This is a genomic window from Burkholderia seminalis DSM 23518, from assembly GCF_902832885.1.
Lineage (GTDB): Bacteria > Pseudomonadota > Gammaproteobacteria > Burkholderiales > Burkholderiaceae > Burkholderia > Burkholderia seminalis.
On record NZ_CADFDK010000005.1, the window covers coordinates 262,553 to 280,602 of the forward strand.

The 18,050-nt window shown below is 59.8% G+C and carries 13 protein-coding genes and 1 pseudogene; 3 read left to right on the forward strand and 11 right to left on the reverse strand.

All coding sequences use genetic code 11. The features are described 5' to 3' along the window. Positions 1-45: 45 nt before the first annotated feature. The 11 genes and pseudogenes from HWX00_RS18240 to HWX00_RS18280 all read right to left on the reverse strand — a co-directional run bounded on the left by HWX00_RS18240 (position 46) and on the right by HWX00_RS18280 (position 13,318). Positions 46-2,334, reverse strand: a complete 2,289-nt coding sequence (locus HWX00_RS18240) for a glycosyltransferase family 2 protein (protein WP_175027620.1) — start codon at positions 2,332-2,334, stop codon at positions 46-48. Further along, a complete protein-coding gene (locus HWX00_RS37170) occupies positions 2,331-2,453 on the reverse strand; it encodes a hypothetical protein (RefSeq protein WP_257786211.1) in 123 nt (40 codons plus the stop codon). The genes HWX00_RS18240 and HWX00_RS37170 overlap by 4 nt, the downstream gene beginning before the upstream one ends. Then, positions 2,450-3,334, reverse strand: coding sequence for a glucose-1-phosphate thymidylyltransferase RfbA (gene rfbA / locus HWX00_RS18245; RefSeq protein WP_034187192.1), 885 nt, complete (start codon positions 3,332-3,334; stop codon positions 2,450-2,452). The genes HWX00_RS37170 and rfbA overlap by 4 nt, the downstream gene beginning before the upstream one ends. A 237-nt stretch (positions 3,335-3,571) precedes the next feature. Beyond that, positions 3,572-4,630, reverse strand: a complete 1,059-nt coding sequence (gene rfbB, locus HWX00_RS18250; RefSeq protein ID WP_034187190.1) for a dTDP-glucose 4,6-dehydratase — start codon at positions 4,628-4,630, stop codon at positions 3,572-3,574. Between the two features lie 101 nt (positions 4,631-4,731). Then, complete coding sequence (locus HWX00_RS18255; RefSeq protein ID WP_481971369.1) at positions 4,732-6,825, reverse strand: HAD family hydrolase; 2,094 nt, start codon at positions 6,823-6,825, stop codon at positions 4,732-4,734. A 145-nt stretch (positions 6,826-6,970) separates the two neighbouring features. Beyond that, positions 6,971-7,315: pseudogene (locus tag HWX00_RS37175) on the reverse strand (rhamnan synthesis F family protein); the annotation flags it as partial. Positions 7,316-7,635: 320 nt separating this feature from the next. Further along, positions 7,636-9,498 (reverse strand): methyltransferase domain-containing protein, encoded by a 1,863-nt coding sequence (locus HWX00_RS18260; RefSeq protein WP_175027622.1) that lies wholly within the window; start codon positions 9,496-9,498, stop codon positions 7,636-7,638. Positions 9,499-9,574: 76 nt separating this feature from the next. After that, positions 9,575-10,228, reverse strand: a complete 654-nt coding sequence (locus HWX00_RS18265) for an ABC transporter ATP-binding protein (RefSeq protein WP_034187188.1) — start codon at positions 10,226-10,228, stop codon at positions 9,575-9,577. A 12-nt stretch (positions 10,229-10,240) separates the two neighbouring features. After that, complete coding sequence (locus HWX00_RS18270; protein ID WP_034187187.1) at positions 10,241-11,035, reverse strand: ABC transporter permease; 795 nt, start codon at positions 11,033-11,035, stop codon at positions 10,241-10,243. Next, complete coding sequence (locus HWX00_RS18275; protein WP_034187186.1) at positions 11,025-12,131, reverse strand: KpsE/RkpR family capsule polysaccharide export protein; 1,107 nt, start codon at positions 12,129-12,131, stop codon at positions 11,025-11,027. The genes HWX00_RS18270 and HWX00_RS18275 overlap by 11 nt, the downstream gene beginning before the upstream one ends. 2 nt (positions 12,132-12,133) lie before the next feature. Further along, entirely contained in the window at positions 12,134-13,318 is a 1,185-nt protein-coding gene (locus HWX00_RS18280) for a polysaccharide biosynthesis/export family protein (protein ID WP_034187185.1), read from the reverse strand. 439 nt (positions 13,319-13,757) lie between these two features. Between HWX00_RS18280 and HWX00_RS18285 the strand changes: the two genes are divergently transcribed. From HWX00_RS18285 to HWX00_RS18295, 3 genes are all read left to right on the forward strand, one after another. Further along, positions 13,758-14,909: a glycosyltransferase family 4 protein gene (locus tag HWX00_RS18285; RefSeq protein ID WP_049034365.1), complete on the forward strand. Its 1,152-nt coding sequence runs from the start codon at positions 13,758-13,760 to the stop codon at positions 14,907-14,909. Positions 14,910-14,936: 27 nt separating this feature from the next. Continuing rightward, positions 14,937-16,940 (forward strand): capsular polysaccharide biosynthesis protein, encoded by a 2,004-nt coding sequence (locus HWX00_RS18290; RefSeq protein ID WP_059557369.1) that lies wholly within the window; start codon positions 14,937-14,939, stop codon positions 16,938-16,940. 233 nt (positions 16,941-17,173) lie between these two features. Further along, entirely contained in the window at positions 17,174-17,986 is an 813-nt protein-coding gene (locus HWX00_RS18295; protein ID WP_034187183.1) for a mechanosensitive ion channel family protein, read from the forward strand. Positions 17,987-18,050: the final 64 nt, after the last annotated feature.

The window sequence follows — 18,050 nt, forward strand, 5'->3', positions numbered from 1 at the left end:
CCGCACGGGGCAAGCCTTGACAAGACTACGGTCAAGGATCGGCACTCAATCTGCCGCTACCCCGGGCGTACGAAGCGCGAGACGCCGGAGCGATGCAACACGCGGCGGCCACGCCAACTGGCAATCGAATCGATCGAGCGAGAGATTCGGGCTATAAGCCGGATCGTTCGCGATCAGGTCATGCCAATGACGCCGCATGTAATCGATCTCCCGAGCGGCACGGGCCATCTTCTCGGCGGTATCGTCCTGCCCCCGCGTTGCGGATTCGTGGTGATACAGCACGGCGTGCGGTGTCCAGAGCACCGTATAGCCGGCTTGACGAACGCGCAGGCAAAAATCGACATCGTTGAATGCAACGGCGAGGTCGACCTCGTTCAAGCCACCCAGTTGCTGATACAACGACCGCCGAACGACAAGACATGCACCGGTGACCGCGGACAAGGACTGCGTCGTGACCGCACGTGCCTGATATCCCGGCTCGTCGCGTCCCAACCCGCGATGCAGGTGATCCGCGCAGCCGCTGAGCCCGACGATGACGCCCGCATGCTGAACGCTTCCGTTTGTATAGAGCAGCTTGACACCGACGACACCGACTTCCGGCCGTAACGCGTGCCCCATCACTTCATCGAGCCAGTCGCCATCGATGACTTCCACATCGTTATTGACGAGCGCGACGAACTCCCCGCTCGCCATTTCGACCGCACGATTGTTGAGGGCCGAATAATTGAACGGACGATCGTCCCGGAGGATGCGTACCCCGTGATCGACTGCAAGCCGCGCCATGTAGTCGAGCGTATCCGGGTCGTCCGATCCGTTATCGACAATGATGATTTCGAATGCTCGATAGTGCGTCTTGGTGATAATCGAATCGACGCAACGGCTAAGCAACGAAAACCCGTTGCGGGTAGGAATCACGAGCGTGACGAGCGGCGCCCGTTCGGGCACGGGGTACCGTACGTGATGGCCGTATGCCGTCGACGAAACAGTCGCTTGAATACCGGCCCGCGACAGGTGACGTACGACCGCAAGCCTGCGTGTATCGCGCGCATCACGTCGGGCAACCGGGTCCTGAGTCGATCCGGGTTCGGCACGCTTGTGGTAAAGCACACGCGGAATGTGCAGGATCCGATCCTGAGTGGTATGCGGGAGACACCGCAGTGTCATGTCGTAACGCGACGCCGCCCCGTGGCGATGATCCCGCCCGCCGGACAAAGTAAACACTTCGGTTCGGTAAACGCCAAGGCCGGAAAACAGATCAGACGAGAGCATCAGATCCTCGTCCCAGTCGCTCTTGAACCGTGGACTGTGCCGAACACCGTCGATGTCGATGCAGTCTTCGTCCGAATAGAGCAGATCGACATCGGGGCGCCGGTCGATCGCATCCGCCACGACGTAGAGACCATGTCGCGGCAGTACGTCATCCTGTCCGAAGAACACGACCCAGTTGCCACTTTCGGCAAGCGTGCGGTCAAGCGTCGAATGTACGTTTGCCAAAGCGTGATCCGGAATCGCACGGATGCGCGCATCGTCACGAAGGTCCCGCGGGATCAAATCGGTACGGTCGGCGCCGGGGCGTCGATCGACGATCAAAAGTTGCCAATTCGGGTAGATCTGCGCTGCAACCGAACGGATCGCCGTTTCCCAGTGCGGCGACGGCACATCGGACACCTCCATGCCGATCGCGAACACCGGGCTGGTGGCGAAGCGATGGAGACTATCCTGCATGATCTTGTACGTGTCGAGGCTTGGCGTATCGAAATGTCGAATCCAGTCCGGGTACCCAACCAGCAGCTCCGATTCCTCGAACAGGCAACAGTAGTCGCGCCACGCTTGCGCCATGTCGCCGCGCCCGCGACGGCTGTCCGCAAGATCGTAGTCATCGCCGCACGGCTTGTATCTCGGATGCAGCGCTTCGAGCTTGGTCATGATGCGCGAATGCGCAAACCGCGACGTGACCCGGGCAAGGCGGAACGTCTCGATGCGATCGGCAGACGGATCGTCGAAATCAATCTCGATCTCGATCTTTCCCCGCGCCGGGAGATGCACAAGCCGCTTGCTCACTTGCCGTGAGCCGAGCGCCATTGCAAGCGTTTCAGCCGACGGCCCGCCGGGCAGCCTTACCCGCGCTCGCAGCTGCGCCGCATGACTGCTCGTGCGCAGCTCGATCATGTACCAACCCGGCAGCAACCGGACGTCGACCAGATACACTCGGGTTCCCGGCCGATCCTTCGACGCGTGCATTTCGGCACTGGTTGAATCGACCAGGAACGGCATCCCCCACGTCAGGCGCAGGGCATTGAAGTCAAACATGGGCTTGCGCAGGAGGCGGCTCAAAAGTATTCGGCATCCTCGAAAGCAGGCGCCGCTGCATCCGTTTCGGATAACAGCGCGTCGCCCGATACCTTCGGCTTGAAAAGCTTCACACCCGGAGTGGTGGTCGCAATTGCGTTCACCGGCCCGTTCCTTCCTTCAGAATGCCCTGCAGGTAGCGGCCATAGCCGTTTTTGCTGAGGGGTTGCGCGAGACGCTCCAACTGCTCGTCGTCGATGTAGCCAAACCGATAGGCAATCTCTTCGACACACGCAATCTTCAGCCCCTGCCGGTGCTCCATCGTCGCGATGAACTGCGAGGCCTCGAGCATCGAATCGTGCGTACCGGTATCAAGCCACGCAAAACCGCGCCCCATCGTCTGCACGTTGAGCAAACCATCCTTCAAATACAGCGCGTTGAGATCCGTGATCTCCAGTTCTCCACGCAAGGACGGCTTCAGCGATTTCGCAAACTCCACCACCTGCTCATCGTAGAAATAGAGTCCGGTCACCGCATAATGCGACTTCGGCACTTCGGGCTTTTCCTCGATACTGATTGCCTTGCCCGCCGAATCAAACTCGACAACACCGTATCGCTCCGGATCCTGTACATGGTAGGCGAAGACCTGGGCGCCGACGCTCTTGCTGACCGCGCTCTTCAACAGTCCGCCGAGATCGTGCCCATAGAAGATATTGTCGCCCAGAATCAGCGCCGAAGGATCGCCATCGATGAAGGACTCGCCCAACAGGAACGCCTGTGCGAGCCCGTCCGGACTGGCCTGCACCTTGTATTGCAGACGGATCCCCCACTGCGATCCGTCACCCAGCAACTGCTCGAATCGCGGCGTGTCCTGGGGCGTCGAAATGATCAGGATATCCTGGATCCCCGCCAGCATCAGCGTGCTCAACGGGTAATAGATCATTGGTTTGTCGTAGATCGGCAGCAGTTGCTTGCTGACTGCCTGTGTCGCCGGATAAAGGCGGGTACCCGACCCTCCGGCAAGAATAATGCCTTTGCGCTTCATGCTCGTTCTTCTTCCGTTTCAGTCGTGCAGTTGCTCGAATACGTCACCGTGCCATGTGGCAATCGAGACGGGCCTCCATGGGTCGCTTTGCGGGATGCTGAAACTCATGTGCCGCAACCGCCGCGATATCGCAAGTGCACAACGCCAGACCGACGCTACGCACTTCCGCAAACGCCGCGATGCGCATACTCGCGCCCGTTCCTCTCCCCTAATGCCGCGACTTGTCAGGCGAGGCGACTATTGTGCGTAGTGGCGGTCGATCCACGTACGATACTGGCCACTCGTGACGTTTTGCACCCACTGCTGATTCGTCAGGTACCACTCGACCGTCTTCCGGATACCCGTGTCGAAGGTTTCGGCGGGCTTCCAGCCGAGCTCGCGCTCGAGCTTTCGGGCATCGATTGCGTAACGCCGGTCATGGCCCGGCCGGTCCTGGACAAAGCTGATCTGCTCCGCATACGACTCGCCGTCATCGCGCGGCTGCAGTTCGTCGAGGATCGCGCAGATCGTCCGCACCACTTCGATGTTCGGCTTCTCGTTCCAGCCGCCGACGTTGTAGGTCTCGCCGGGCACACCATTCGCCAGAACCGCGCGGATCGCCGAGCAGTGATCCTTGACGTAGAGCCAGTCGCGAATCTGCTGGCCATCGCCGTAGATCGGAAGCCGCTTGCCGGCCAGCGCATTCAGGATGATCAGCGGAATCAGCTTCTCGGGAAAATGATAGGGACCGTAGTTGTTCGAACAATTGGTGGTCACCACCGGCAACCCGTACGTATGGTGCCAGGCGCGTACCAGATGATCCGATGCGGCCTTGCTCGCCGAATACGGGCTGTTCGGCTCGTACGTGTTGGTTTCGGTGAATGGTGGATCATCCGCACCGAGCGTGCCGAACACTTCGTCGGTAGAGACATGCAGGAAGCGAAACGCCTGGCGTTCGTCTGCCGCGAGGTCGGACCAGTAGGCACGCACTGCTTCGAGCAGATTGAAGGTCCCGACAACGTTTGTCTGAATGAAATCTCCCGGGCCGTGAATCGACCGGTCGACATGCGACTCGGCAGCAAAATTGATCACCGCACGCGGCCGATGCTCGGCGAGCAACCTTGAAACAAGGTGACAATCACCGATATCACCCCGGGCGAAATGATGCCGCGCATCGCCTTCCAGCGATTTCAGGGTGTCCAGGTTCCCCGCATAAGTCAACTTGTCGAGATTGACGACGGGTTCATCCGAACCGGCAAGCCAATCGAGGACAAAGTTTCCGCCGATGAACCCTGCGCCCCCCGTGATAAGCAACATACTCGCTACCTTTACTCATTTCAGAAAATTGATGTCCCGTGCGTGATTGCGAGGCATTCGCCGACATCGGACCCCGCCCCCGCCGCAATCACACACCATGCTCACTCGGCCACGATGCCTCTGCCGCAGTAGAAATCGTCGAGCGCGAGAGACGAGAAAATTCGCTTTTCGTTGCTGGACAATCTCGCAACGAACCGCGAAAACAGTTCCTCACAACGCGCCTTGCTGATTTGCAGCGACCCAGACATGTCGTCGCGGAAACGAACCGCTTCCTTGACGAAATCCATGGCCCCCTGCTGCAACTCGTGCCGGCATTTCCGCCCTTGATCGATGTAGTCACCCGATTCACGAAACTCGACGGAATCGGTAGAGGCGTAACGAATCACCTGCTCGTCATCTGCACTGAGCATCTTTTCCAGCAGGAAGCTGTTCAGGAACATGAGCGGCGCGGTAGGCGCACGTTCGACACCCTCCGCGAAGCATCCTGCCGCCCGAACGCCGGCACCGGCCTCCAGCGACTGTCCCTTGGTATCGGTCATCAGATACAGGCCGTGCACCTTCTGATCGAGCAGCTTGATCAAATGCCGCTGGATGGTCGCGCCATAACCGACATCGACCACGGCGCCCCGGCTATCGGTATCGAGCCCCTTGTCGCGCAGATAAGCGACCGCGTTCGCACGCTCCAGCCCGGCCTGCTTGAGGATATGCGGCGTGATGAAGTGCAGGAAGGGGCGAATATGATCAATATCGTGATCCATGATCGTCAGCGGCTCGTGCCGCGCCCATACCTTCGCCCGTTCGCATTCGGCCCATTGCCGATCGTCCAGTACGGTGCCGAACCGTTCGTCCAGGAACATCGCCATGGACGCGCCATAGAAGTTGTTGGCAGCCGCGATGTCGAAGATGTCCTCGACCGTGCGAATGCAGGGCACGGTGACAGCCCGGCGAGAGATCAGCAGATATTCGCTGCGAACCGCTTGCTCCAGGCCGCCCTGCCAGCAATCGAAGACCTCTTTAAGGAACTTGCCCTCGCGCGCCAGGAAATACAGACGATCGAGGTTGTTGTCCCGCACCTGGCCACGCAACCATTCCGAAAACGCGACCACGATCGGACCGAGCAGGCTGTAGCCGATCGACCGTGCGCTCGAGCCGAACATGTCGTCGGCCGAGAAATCGGGATAACTGACAGGTCCGTAATTTTCCGACGCAAGCGTGCCGAACAGGAACTGATCGGCCGCCGGTGCCGTTTCCGCATCCGGGATCAGGTCGGTGAGTAGCGGCATCGCACGCATCATGTTGATCGGCTTGACGACGTGCGTTGCCCGGATGCCCATGTCCGCAGGGATCTGGAAATCCGATCGCTCGTTATCGCCGATCATCACCATCTGGTACGGCAAAATTTTCTCTTCTGCCAGAATATGCTCGTACAGCTTGCCGCTATCCTTGCGCACGCCGACTTCGGACGACAGATAAAGATGGTCCCAGCCGTCAACGCCGCAACGCCGCAGCATCTCTTCGATGACTGCCCGCGTCAGGAACATGTCGCTGGCCAGGATGACCTTCTTGCCCTTTTGAGCGGCGAATTTCAGGAGCGCCACCATTTCATGCCGCGGCCGGACCGACTTGATCTCGAGATCGATTTCCCGGTCAGGCGTCAGCGATTTCCGCTCCCCGCGGTCGTCGACAGCAAGGTGCCGGTAGATATCGTGGATGTCGACATCGCGTCCCTTGGCTTCCCGCGCCCGACCTTCGGCCTGCACGCGAAGCTCGCGGAAACCGGCGATCCCTTGCCGCGCATATTCGGCGTCCAGCAAACACTTGACGTAGTCGGCATCGAGAAATGGTCGGGTCAGCAGGGTGTCGAAAATGTCGAACGCAACGACCTTCACATCATCGCTTTCGATCATCGAGTGCAGATGCGCGAGCGGCCGGTCGATGTACTGATTGAGCCGCCAACGCGACCAGCTCGGCGTCCGCGTGTCACGAATGACACCGAGCTGGAAATTCCGGGACGTCGGAATAACACCCAGCATCCGTTCGATGCCGTGAGCCAGCGTTCCGTCGGTCTGCCCTTGTTCCGGCGGGAAATTGCTCCACTCCAGCCCCGCTTCCAGCAAAGGCCGCACGGCTTCCGTACACGCCCAGAACATCGATCCGGCCGGAAAATCGAAATACCCGTCTGGGAGCTTCTCCACTCCGAAACGCGGCGCCCACGCTCGCGCCACGCCCGAATTGGCCAACCAGGTATTGGCCATGTAGGGCAAGTTGTAGAAGCACTGCGGATAAATCATCCCGTAGCGACCGCTCTTGAGCGCGCAAGAACAGTGCGATTCTTTCCGGCTGCTCGAACAGCGAACCTAGCAGATACTCCCGCCAGCCGTCCGTCTTCCCGTTGTTGTACAACGACTTTTTCGTCTGGATGTGCGAAATGACGTCATATTTCGCCAGATCCTTGCCGAACTCGACAACGAACGGAGCGATGTCACGGCCGATATTGGGCACGACACGAACATCAACGCGGGCGGCATTCGGGATGGTCGCAAATACCTTCTCGACGGACTCGCGGGCCGCCTCGTTTGCCGTGGAAGCATAGAGATCGAACGAACACGGGATCCGGCTCAGGTACTGCGCGAACTCGCCGGCCAGATCCGCATAGTACATATGCGCGTGTACGGCCACGGACATGCCTTGAACCGCAGCCACGTCGATGCCGCCCGGGCCGACGAACTCCGCCGGCTGCGCGCGCACATGCCCGATATCCGGCCGATCCGAAAAATCGCCTTCATCGATTCTTTTCAGGAGATCTCTGGTTCCGGAATAATTTTCCGTGAAATAAGTAAAGTTGGCCGACGGCCGTCGGCCGATCCGGGCGCCTATCCACAAATAGTGATATGCCGGCTCGAGACCAATCCAGCCGACATCCGGATACTCTCGCAAATACCACTCGGCATCGAAATGCTTCCACCCGCGAATAGCGGCTACTTCTCTCTCATTGATAGTGTCGATCACAGTCGCACCCCTTTTTTAATAATGCGTCCCTCGTTGATGCCGTGATTGATGTAGTGCCGCAGAGGGTCTGCCCTGCCTTCCAGAACGTCGGGATAGGTAGCGACATAATCATCCGGATCGAACAAGCCTTGCTCTTTCAGCGAGACCTTCTGTCTCTTGTGGCTGAAATACGCCGGCAGCCAGGCGAGCGCTCGCGCCTTGCTGGAAGTCGAAAAACCTTTCGTCAACACCGAAATAACCCGGCATAACCATTCGATCTGCATCTTCAAGCCGGAAATTTGCTGATCGCGCTGTTGAATGTACTGATCGCGCTCCACAATGAGCCGCGTCAGCCCGCCGATCTCGCGAAAACGCTCGTGCAGGCGCTCTTCGCTTGTCGCCTTCTGCGCGGCAAGTTCCGCGAGCCGCGCTTCCAGAGCAAGCTGCATCTCCGTGGAGTCGGCGTGCTCCCTCGCGCGGTCCGACGTCATTGCCTGCAACTGCGTGCGCAATTCCGCGATATGGTGATCACGTTCGTGGATGTGTTGATCACGCTCCTGGATAAGCCGCGTCAGCCCGCCAATCTCACGGAATCTCTCCTGCAGGCGCTCGTCACTCGCTGCCTTTTGAACAGCAAGCTCCGCAAGCGCGGCCTCGAAAGCCCCCTGTCTCGCAGTCGCCTCTGCCCGCTCCGTCGCAAGCTCGGAAGTCAGCGCCTGCAGCTGCCCGCTCTGTTCGTCCAGATGCTCGTCATGCTCGCGAATCAGTTGTACCAATTCGCCGATCCGTTCCTGCAAGCGCACTTCGCTCGCCGTTTTCTGAGCGTCGAACTCGGCATGCTGGGCCTCCAAAGCACGCTGCAATACAGCAGAGCCGGCCTGCTCCTTCTCGAGTCTCTCCGTCAGCACCCGCAACTGATTGTCCTGATCCGCAAGATGCTGGTCGCGCGTCCGAACAAGCGTCGTCAATTCATCGATTCGCGTCTGCAAACCGGCTTCGCTCGATGCCTTCTCGGCCGCAAGTTCCGCCAACCGAGCCTCGAAAGAGCGCTGCGACGCCATGGCGTCGGCACGCTCCTTCTCAAGTTCCTCGGTCAGTGCCCGCAATTGACCGCCCTGCGTCTCGAGTTGCTGGTCGCGCTCCTGAAGAAACTGCGTCAGACCGCCAATCTGGATGTGCAAGTGCTTTTCGCTCGCCGCCTTCTGATCAGCCAGTTCCGCGAGACGCGCCTCGAAAGAGCGCTGGTGCGCGACAGCCCGCTCCGCGTCGTCACGTGCCTGACGCAGAAGACGCATGTCCTCTGTCGCTTCCATCGAATCGACAATCAGCGACGACCGCCAGTTGAGCGCATTGGTACAACGCACCTTGTTGTGGACGAAGTCCAGATTGAGCTCGGCATCGCACGGCCCGCGCCGGAACACGGCACAGAAATCGTTCCACGAATCAGCTTCCCGCTCTGCGACGAAGCTTTCCACGAGGGTCAACTCAAAGCCTTCGGTGCGCGCCAACTCTTCCAGTGCAAGCCCGGAATCCGGGTAGAAGCGCCAATAATCCTTCGGATAGCGGTGCACCGACCCATTGGAAGGCGCACTGACATAAACATGCCCACCCGGCTTCGCCTTCCGACACATCTCGATAAAGGTCCGCCAGAAGGCATTGTCATGTTCGAAGACCGATGACGCGATGACCAGATCAAAGTGATCGTCCGGTACGCCCCAATCGCTGATGCCGGTGATGACGACATCGACCCCGTCTCCCGCCACAAAATCCAGCCCGACATACTCGGCATTGCGCGGAGAATGATCTCGCAATGTGCCGTTGATGTTCTGCGCGCCGATCTCGAGTATCTTCGAAGGGATCGATGGCAAATAGGTATCCATGACCAGACCACCAATCTTATATGCAGTGTCATGCATACGCCGCTTCCTTATACATAGAGTTCACTCTCGCTTTATTTCAAAGCGACTCATAAAGTCGAATCGCGTCCTCAACGGTCTCGCAAGTCTTGAGCACGCCGTTTTCCAGAACCGCGGCATGAGTGCAGACATTGCGAATCAGATCCGTCTGGTGCGCAACGATGATCATGGCGCGATCACCCCGTTTTTCGAACAGCTCGACATTGCATTTCTGATGAAAACGGTGATCGCCGACCGACATGCCCTCGTCGATCAGGAAGCAATCGAATTCGATCGACATCGAAATGGCAAAAGCCAACCTCGAGGCCATCCCGGAAGAGTACGATTTGACCGGCTCGTCAAGATACGCACCGAGTTCGGCAAAATCCTCGACCAGATCAAGGGTCTTGCGATAATCGACGTCGTATATGCGGGCAATCAGCCGCACATTGTCCTTGCCGGTCAGGCTACCCTGGAACGTCCCGCCGAATGCCAGCGGCCACGATACCGACATCGTCTTGATGACCTCGCCGGAATGCGGTTTGTCCGACCCGCTGATAATGCGAATCAGAGTAGATTTTCCCGCTCCGTTGCGGCCGAGGATGCCCCACCGCTCGCCCGCCTGAACACGAAGGTTGACGCCTTTGAGCACTTCGCGATGCGATCGCCCGTGATGGATCGAATACCGTTTGGTGACATTACGCAGTTCAATCATGCCGGCCTCAACTCAGTTCAATTGCACGCGCCGGATGGCGATGTGCGCAATCGACAGAGCAAAGAGAGTAAAAAACAACAATACGGTTACCGTATAGCCAAGGTAGTACAGCGTAGGCATTCGGTCCCCGTAATATCCGTAATGGAAATACTCCACCGCGTCGACCAACGGAAAGTACGTCAGCAATTCCGCGAGCCGCGGCGGCAGGACGTATGTCGGAATGAAAACACCCGAAAAGGGGATCATCAGGTACAGGATGACGTGCGAGACGCGCTCCACCGCCTCGCTCAGCTCGGACAACGCCGCCATCGTCATGACGAAGTTGAACGAAAACCAGACGACCAAAAAATATCCGAGAATCATGCTGAGCGGATCAGCGGGAAGCTGGCAAATGCCGATCACCACCAATACCGTGTACAGCAGGAGAAACGAAGCGGTAGCGCCTGCAAATTCAAGAATGATGCGCGAGTACAGTATGTCGATCGGGCGGATCGGCTTGTGATGCAGCAACGAGCGATTATATTCGATGGCCTTGATTACCCGGCTGGCTGTATTTCGCCAGAACAGCAGGGTCGGATAGCTGACCGCCAAATATTCGGCAACCGAATACTTGGCCTTCGATTCCGTATGACTGAAAATAATCATCACGCCGACAACAAACATCGCCGGCTCGGCCATCATCCACAATACGCCGAGCCCTTCGCGACCGAAACGCGTGATCATCTCGCGCATGACCAGCGCCCAGATCACGCGGATCTGAATGCGCGACTGCTCCCAAAATGTCGGCGGACGATAGTCAGCGGTCATAGTGTTCTTTCACTCCACCGATGACGATGGTCAACACGCCCCACAAGACAAGGCCAAGCAGGAAAGTGGCGAGAATGGCTCGCCCCCGGCGCGGGCTCATCGCATAGTCGGGCAGACTGGGTTCAGCAATACGCTCAAGGTAAAGCTGCTTGCGCTCGGCCTCGACGCGCGCCTGATCCAGCAAGGTGATGGCGCCTGCAAGGATTTTGTCGGCCACCTCCTTCTCCAGTGTCAGACGCTGGAATTCGGCGGCCTTGCTGGCCAGCGAAGCCCCTTGCGAACCCGCCACGCGCTGGCTCACCTGATCGATCGCCTGCTGCAGCAGCTTCGCGCGATCGCGCAGGGTCGGCAGTCCCGGATTGTTCGGCGACAATCGTTCCATTTGGGCAATCTGCACACGTGTGGCAATCAAATCGTCCTGAAGCTTTCCAACCTGCTGCAGCGGGATCGTGGACTGGCGCTCGGGGTCGATCACGCCCGCACTGTTCCGATAATGCGCCAATGCCAGCGTGGCGACCCGGTCACGTTCCTTTGCCACGTCAACATCGTGCTGGGCCGTATTGATCAAGTCTGCCCGGGCGCGCGTATTCATCTGATTGACGATCCGCTCACCCAGTTCCAGCAGGCGCTTGTTCATGCTCCATGCAAGATGGGGGTCGTATGCGTTGGTATTCAACGTCACGATCGAGGAATCGGTCTCGACCTTGGCATCGACGATATTCTTGCCGTAGTAAAGATAAAACTCTTCCAGGCTGCTGTTGAGCCCGAAGATAGAAAAACGATTAATAAAGTCAATCGATCCACTCTGAAACGCCGACTTGATGTGCTGTTCTTTATCCAACACCATCATCGCATCACGAGAAAGAATGTATTTCTGAACCGTATAGGCATCGCCGTCTGATTGAGAAAATCCACCGACGCCTTTCAGCAATCCGCCCAACCCTGACGCACTGGACTGTTGCGGACTGCGAATCAGAAAACTGCTAACCGACGTATATTGATCGCTGGCAACAAGACCAAAATAAACAATCGAAGCAGCAGTAGGAATGACGACCGTTATCAAAAACAAACGGTTAATTCGCTTCAAAAATTTCATAATCACTTAAACGTCTGGACGCCAGACACGATCGGATAGGCTACGGAGAACACGAGGTTCAGCACTTTCTGCAGTTCTGCCACCGGCGCATTGGAGACGTAGAGAACGTCCCTGTTGTCCATCATGAAGCTCTGCGCCACGAAGAACGAATCCGGGTCTTTGAGGTTGATGTGATAGATGACCGGGACTTTGCCATTTGCCGTCGTTCGCACCGGCTGGTTGGGCCAATTGAGCGCCTGCTGATCCTCCAGCCGGAAGATGAACACGCCCTGCGCATCCGAACGCGAGTCTTGCAAGCCGCCTGCCCGCGCCAACGCCTGCGCCAGCGTGATGCCCTGCGCCTCGAAATTGATTTCCTCGTTCTTGCCGGTCGCACCGAACGCGGTGAAGCTGTAGGGCTGGAACAATGCCGTAACGACATCGCCCGCCCTGAGCGGGACATTCTGGCGCGGATCACGTATCACCGTCTCCAGGGGCTCGAGCGCAACCGTCTCGCCACGCGTCACCTGAATCATGATTTTGTTGATCGGCTGTTTAACGCCACCGGCCGCGGCAACCGCGTCGAGAACGCGCTCGCCGCGTGCGCTCAACTGCATGCGCGTGCTGCTCGATACGTCGCCCACCACCGTGACGTACGACGTTTCGTTACGCGCCAATTGCACCAGCACCTGCGGGTCGTGCGCGATATTCTTGAGGCGCGCTGCTACAAGCGCCTGCAACTGACTCGGCGTACGGCCCGACGCCTTGACGGCACCGACGAACGGCACGTGGATGTTGCCACTCCCGTCGATCACTTGCGTCGGCAGCTTGGTCAGCCGTGCGCCAGTCGGTAGACTGCTGGATGTCGGGGCGTCACTCGTGCCGCCGCCGAACAGCGTGGCAGGCGGCGCTTCCCAGATCGACACCTCCACCACGTCGCCCACGCCCAGCTGTTGCTGAAACGCCGAGTTATCGCCTAACGTTGCAGCGAAATCAGTGTTCTTGCGGCCGGCGTAGAGTTGCCGCGCAATCTGATCGGTCACATTGACGACCTGGATTCCTTGCGAACTGACCTGATTTGTGCCGCTACCACTAGCATTAATCTCGGAACGACTCGGCCCGGACGTGGGAATGGCCCCGCAAGCAGCCAGCCCAATGGCACCGCCGATGGCAGCAGCCAACCAAACACTGCGATTTAAACTCTGCATTTAACAATCCAGTCATTCAAAGGCCGCCGGATTTTACCGCACAATGTAAGATGTACCGGGGAATTCACCGGCGTGGAGCACCCGAATCGCCGACAGACACCCGTGGGGCTCCTTCGGTTTTTCGCCGCCCAGCGGCCCTGGCTTACAAGCAGCCAAATCCTTCGCCCGCCAAGGCGCGGGCCGATTTGGTGCAAACAGGCGCGGTCTCAAAAGTCCATTGCAGCCGCGCGCGACGGCGCGAGCGGATCGGTAAATCTGACATCAAGCTTCAATTGGGTTTGGCATGCTCGGCATTTGCACGGGTCAATAGACGCGTGCGCGATTTGTCCCGTCATCCGAGATGCCATAGAATTACCCGGCGGAATTGTTGCATGAGCCGTCAAGCTTCGGCAAACAGAAACATTTTTCATTTCCGCAAGCACAACCACATTGCACCCGCGTGACCAAAATACTTCTAGACGTCACTCGTCTTGCCACTCGCTTTTATGATGGCCTGATCCCCACCGGGGTAGACCGAGTCGGACTGGCCTACATCCGCCGGTATGGCGACCGCGCACGTGCAGTCCTGAGCGAACGTGGCTTTTCCACGGTTTTAACGGAAAAAGACTCGCAGAAGGCCTTCTCGCTGCTGCTGTCGTCGAGTCACGATCGATGGGCGCTGCGCAGAATTGTTGCTTCCGCGTTGCTGAACCAGCTTTATCCGCCACGATTCGATCGCGCAATTTTGTTGCATACCAGTCACAACGGGATGGAGTTCACCCGGTACTATCGGGCGATGGCGCAACGTAACGCGCGCTCGGTCTTCATGGTTCACGACCTCATTCCGTTGACGCACCCGGAGTACTGCCGCCCGGGTGTGGACGCGTCGCATCGCACCCGCATCCATACTGCGCTACGGCATGCGAGTGGCCTGATCAGCAATTCACAGGCGACTTACGACGAACTGGCGAACGAAGCGCGACAAGCGTCGCTGCCGCTTCCACCGGTCGTCGTCGCGCCGCTCGCCCCCGCGGTAGAGCCTCATCCGCCGAGCCCGCCGCCGATCGAGGCGCCTTATTTCGTGATGCTCAGCACGATCGAGCCGCGCAAGAACCACTGGTTCATCCTGCACGTATGGCGACGCCTGGTCGAGCAGATGGGCGACGCCGCCCCCAAGCTCGTCGTCATCGGCCGGCGCGGCTGGGAATGCGAGAACGTCGTCGACATGCTGGAGCGGTGCGCCACAATTCGCGGTGCGGTCATCGAGGAATCGGATTGCAGCGACGATCGGCTGCATGCGTGGTTGCAGCATGCGCGAGCGCTCGTGTTCCCGTCGTTCGCCGAAGGCTACGGCATGCCGCTCGTCGAGGCGTTGATGCTGGGCGTGCCGGTGCTCGCCAGCGACCTGCCGGTCTTTCACGAGATCGCGTCGGACATTCCCGACTATCTCGACCCGCTCGACGGGCCGGGATGGCTCTCCCGGATTCGCGCGTACGCCCGGCCGGACAGCGCCGAGCGAGCGAACCAGATCGCGCGGCTCGAATGCTTTCGAGCGCCGACGTGGGCCGAGCACTTTGAACGAATCGACGGCTTTCTCGAGTCGCTCCGCTAAATGATTCCGGCACCGACCGAATCTCAGATGACGCCCGAAATCAAGCCACCCGCCGCAACCGACATTGTGCCCGGCAAGCGCAGAAGCAAGTGGCCAACCGGAAAGTCGCCGTTCGTGTGGATCGATTCGTGGCTCGGCATCACGCTTGCCCGCACGTCGGCATCGCTCGGACGTACCGTCTGCCCGGTCTGTCCCGGCCCCGTCTTCGTTCGACATGCGCCGCCTCTTTCCTGGTTCCGCATTCCGCCGGATCTGGTCGCGCGCGGCGGGCTTGTCGCCGCACTCGACCGCGTGCTCCAGGCTTCGCCCGTCGCCGACGCGAACGCACGATGTCGCGATCTGATCCACCGAGTCCTCGATAGCGATGCGTTGCACGTTCGGCACCGGGTGGCCGAATTGCCGGACGCATGGCACGCATCCGGTCGCGACAGGCGCATCGTGCTGATCGACGAACGAGAAACGTCGCATGCCGATATCTGCACACCGGCAGGGCACCGCCGCGGAAACTTTGCTGCGATGGCAGATGCAGCACGTATTGCGCACCCCGGCGCCGACGTGTGGATCCTTCGCTCCGCCGACGCAGGCGCCGGCGATTGGTTGTCGAACAAAACACAACTGCCCGGGAATGCCGGAGTCCTCGACGCCGCACATTCGTTGAGGGACATCCTTCGACGGGTGGACGCCGTCTATGTCGTCGGCGCGTCCGAAGGGATGGCGGCGCTTCTGTCCAGCATCCCGGTCCATGTGTTCGGTACACCCTATTACGCCGGCTGGGGACTGACCCAGGATCGCACCACGATGGCGGAGCGGCGTGCGCGCCCGTCCGTGTTTGCGTTGTTCGATGCCGTGTTCCTGCAACTCGCGCATTACCTCGACCCGGCACGCGGCACCCGGGGCACGCTCGAAAACGCCCTCGACTGCATTGAGCTGCAGCATACCGTCGCCGCCCGCTACAGCGACCTCGGACGGGTTGCCGGCGTGCGCTTCCAGTGGTGGAAGCGGCCGTATGCGACGCCGTACCTGTCGGCAGGGGGCGGGACATTACGTTGGGTTGCGGATCCACGCGACACGCACAGCGACGAACATGCAGCGATATGGGGCGGACGTTCCGCCGAAGGCCTGCCGGACGGGGCAGCACACATCCGGATTGAAGACGGTTTCATCCATTCGACGGGACTCGGTTCCGACATGTCTCCGCCGTGCAGCCAGGTGATCGACCGCCGCGGCCTGTATTTCGACGCGAGTCGCCCGAGCGACCTGACCGTCATTCTCAACCAGGCGACGTTCAGCGAACCGGAATTGCGGCGCGCGGCAGCGCTACGGCAGACGATCGTGCAGTTCGGGCTCACGAAATACAATCTCGGCCGCCAAGCGCCGACATGGCGCATTCCGCATGACAAGCGCATTGTCCTCGTCGCGGGCCAGGTTGCGGACGATGCGTCGATCCGGCTGGGAACGGGCACGATAGCCACGTCGGAAGCCTTGTTGCAGGAAGTGCGTGCTCGCCGACCTGACGCATTCGTCATTTACAAGCCGCATCCGGACGTGCTGTCCGGCAATCGCGCCGGGCTCGTCGACGCAGCGCACCTCGCAGACGTCGTCGATGCGCACGCTGATCTCATTTCGCTGATCGACGTGGCGGATGAACTGCATACGCTGTCCTCACTCGCCGGCTTCGACGCGTTGATGCGCGGGAAAGAAGTCCATACCTACGGCTTGCCCTTTTACGCAGGCTGGGGACTGACGCATGATGCGCTGGACCAGCCGTGGCGCGAACGCCGACTGTCGCTCGACATGCTGACAGCGGGCGTGTTGCTGCGTTACGCGATCTATTGGGACTGGCAGCGCTCGCTGTTCACGACGCCCGAGGCAATCGTCCGGCAACTCGCGCCGAATGCGGCTCGACCGCTCGAGAAAATACGTGGCAACCGCGCTCGCCCGCTCGTCAAGGCGATACGCTGGACGCGCAATGCGATACGTTATGCCGGTTGGCAAGGGCGGCAATATTTTCGCGATCGAACGATGCGTTGACGGCACTCGATACTCGGTCGCCGAATCATCAGGTACAACCTGTTCGAGCCATTTCAGACGCCTTTGGCACGAGGCCGACACCCACCACGGGCAGCACGCACACGCGTCCTGCCCGTCTTTCATTTCGTCAAGCAACGTAAGACAGGTTGCCCGCCGCTCCCCGCTCAGGTTATAAAAGCGCCACCCATTCCGGTGCATGCGCCGCCCTTTCTACCCTTGACTTCGGAGAACGCATGATCGATCTCGCCACCGCCCAGCAATTCCTGATGACCCGCGGCCTCGACTTCGGCCTCAACCTCCTCGCCGCGATCGTCCTGTGGTTCGTCGGCCGCTGGGCGATCCGCATCGGTACCCGCCTGCTCGGCAAGGTCGTCCGCCGCAGCGGCAAGGTCGACCCGACGCTCACCGACTACCTGACCTCCGTCGTCGGCGTGTTGCTGACGATCCTGCTGATCCTCGCGATCCTGCAGATCTTCGGCGTGCAGACCACCTCGTTCGCCGCGCTGCTCGCCGGCCTCGGCCTCGCGATCGGCACGGCCTGGGGCGGCCTGCTCGCGCATTTCGCCGCCGGCGTGTTCATGCAGGTGCTGCGTCCGTTCAAGATCGGCGACGTGATCAGCGCGGGCGGCGTCACGGGCACCGTGAAGGAACTCGGCCTGTTCGGCACGACGATCATCACGCCCGACAACATCGTCACGATCGTCGGCAACAACAAGATCTTCTCGGACAACATCGCGAACTACAGCGCGACGTCGCACCGCCGCGTCGACCTGACCGCAAAGATCGCGAACAGCGTCGACGCCGTCGACGCGATCAACCGCCTGAAATCGTCGATCCAGCAGATCCCGAACGTGCTGACCAACCCGGCGCCGGACGTCGGCGTGCTGCAGTTCACGCCGGAAGGCCCGTTGCTGTTCGTACGCCCGTCCACGGCACCCGAGCACTACTGGCAGGTGTACTGCGACACCAACCGCGTGATCCTCGAGACGTTCCGCGACGCGCAATACCCGACGCCCGAAACGCCGGTCGCGCATCGCAACGCGTAACGGCATCGGCGGACGAAAAAAAGCGTGGCACTCGCCACGCTTTTTTATTGCGCCAAAGAGACGG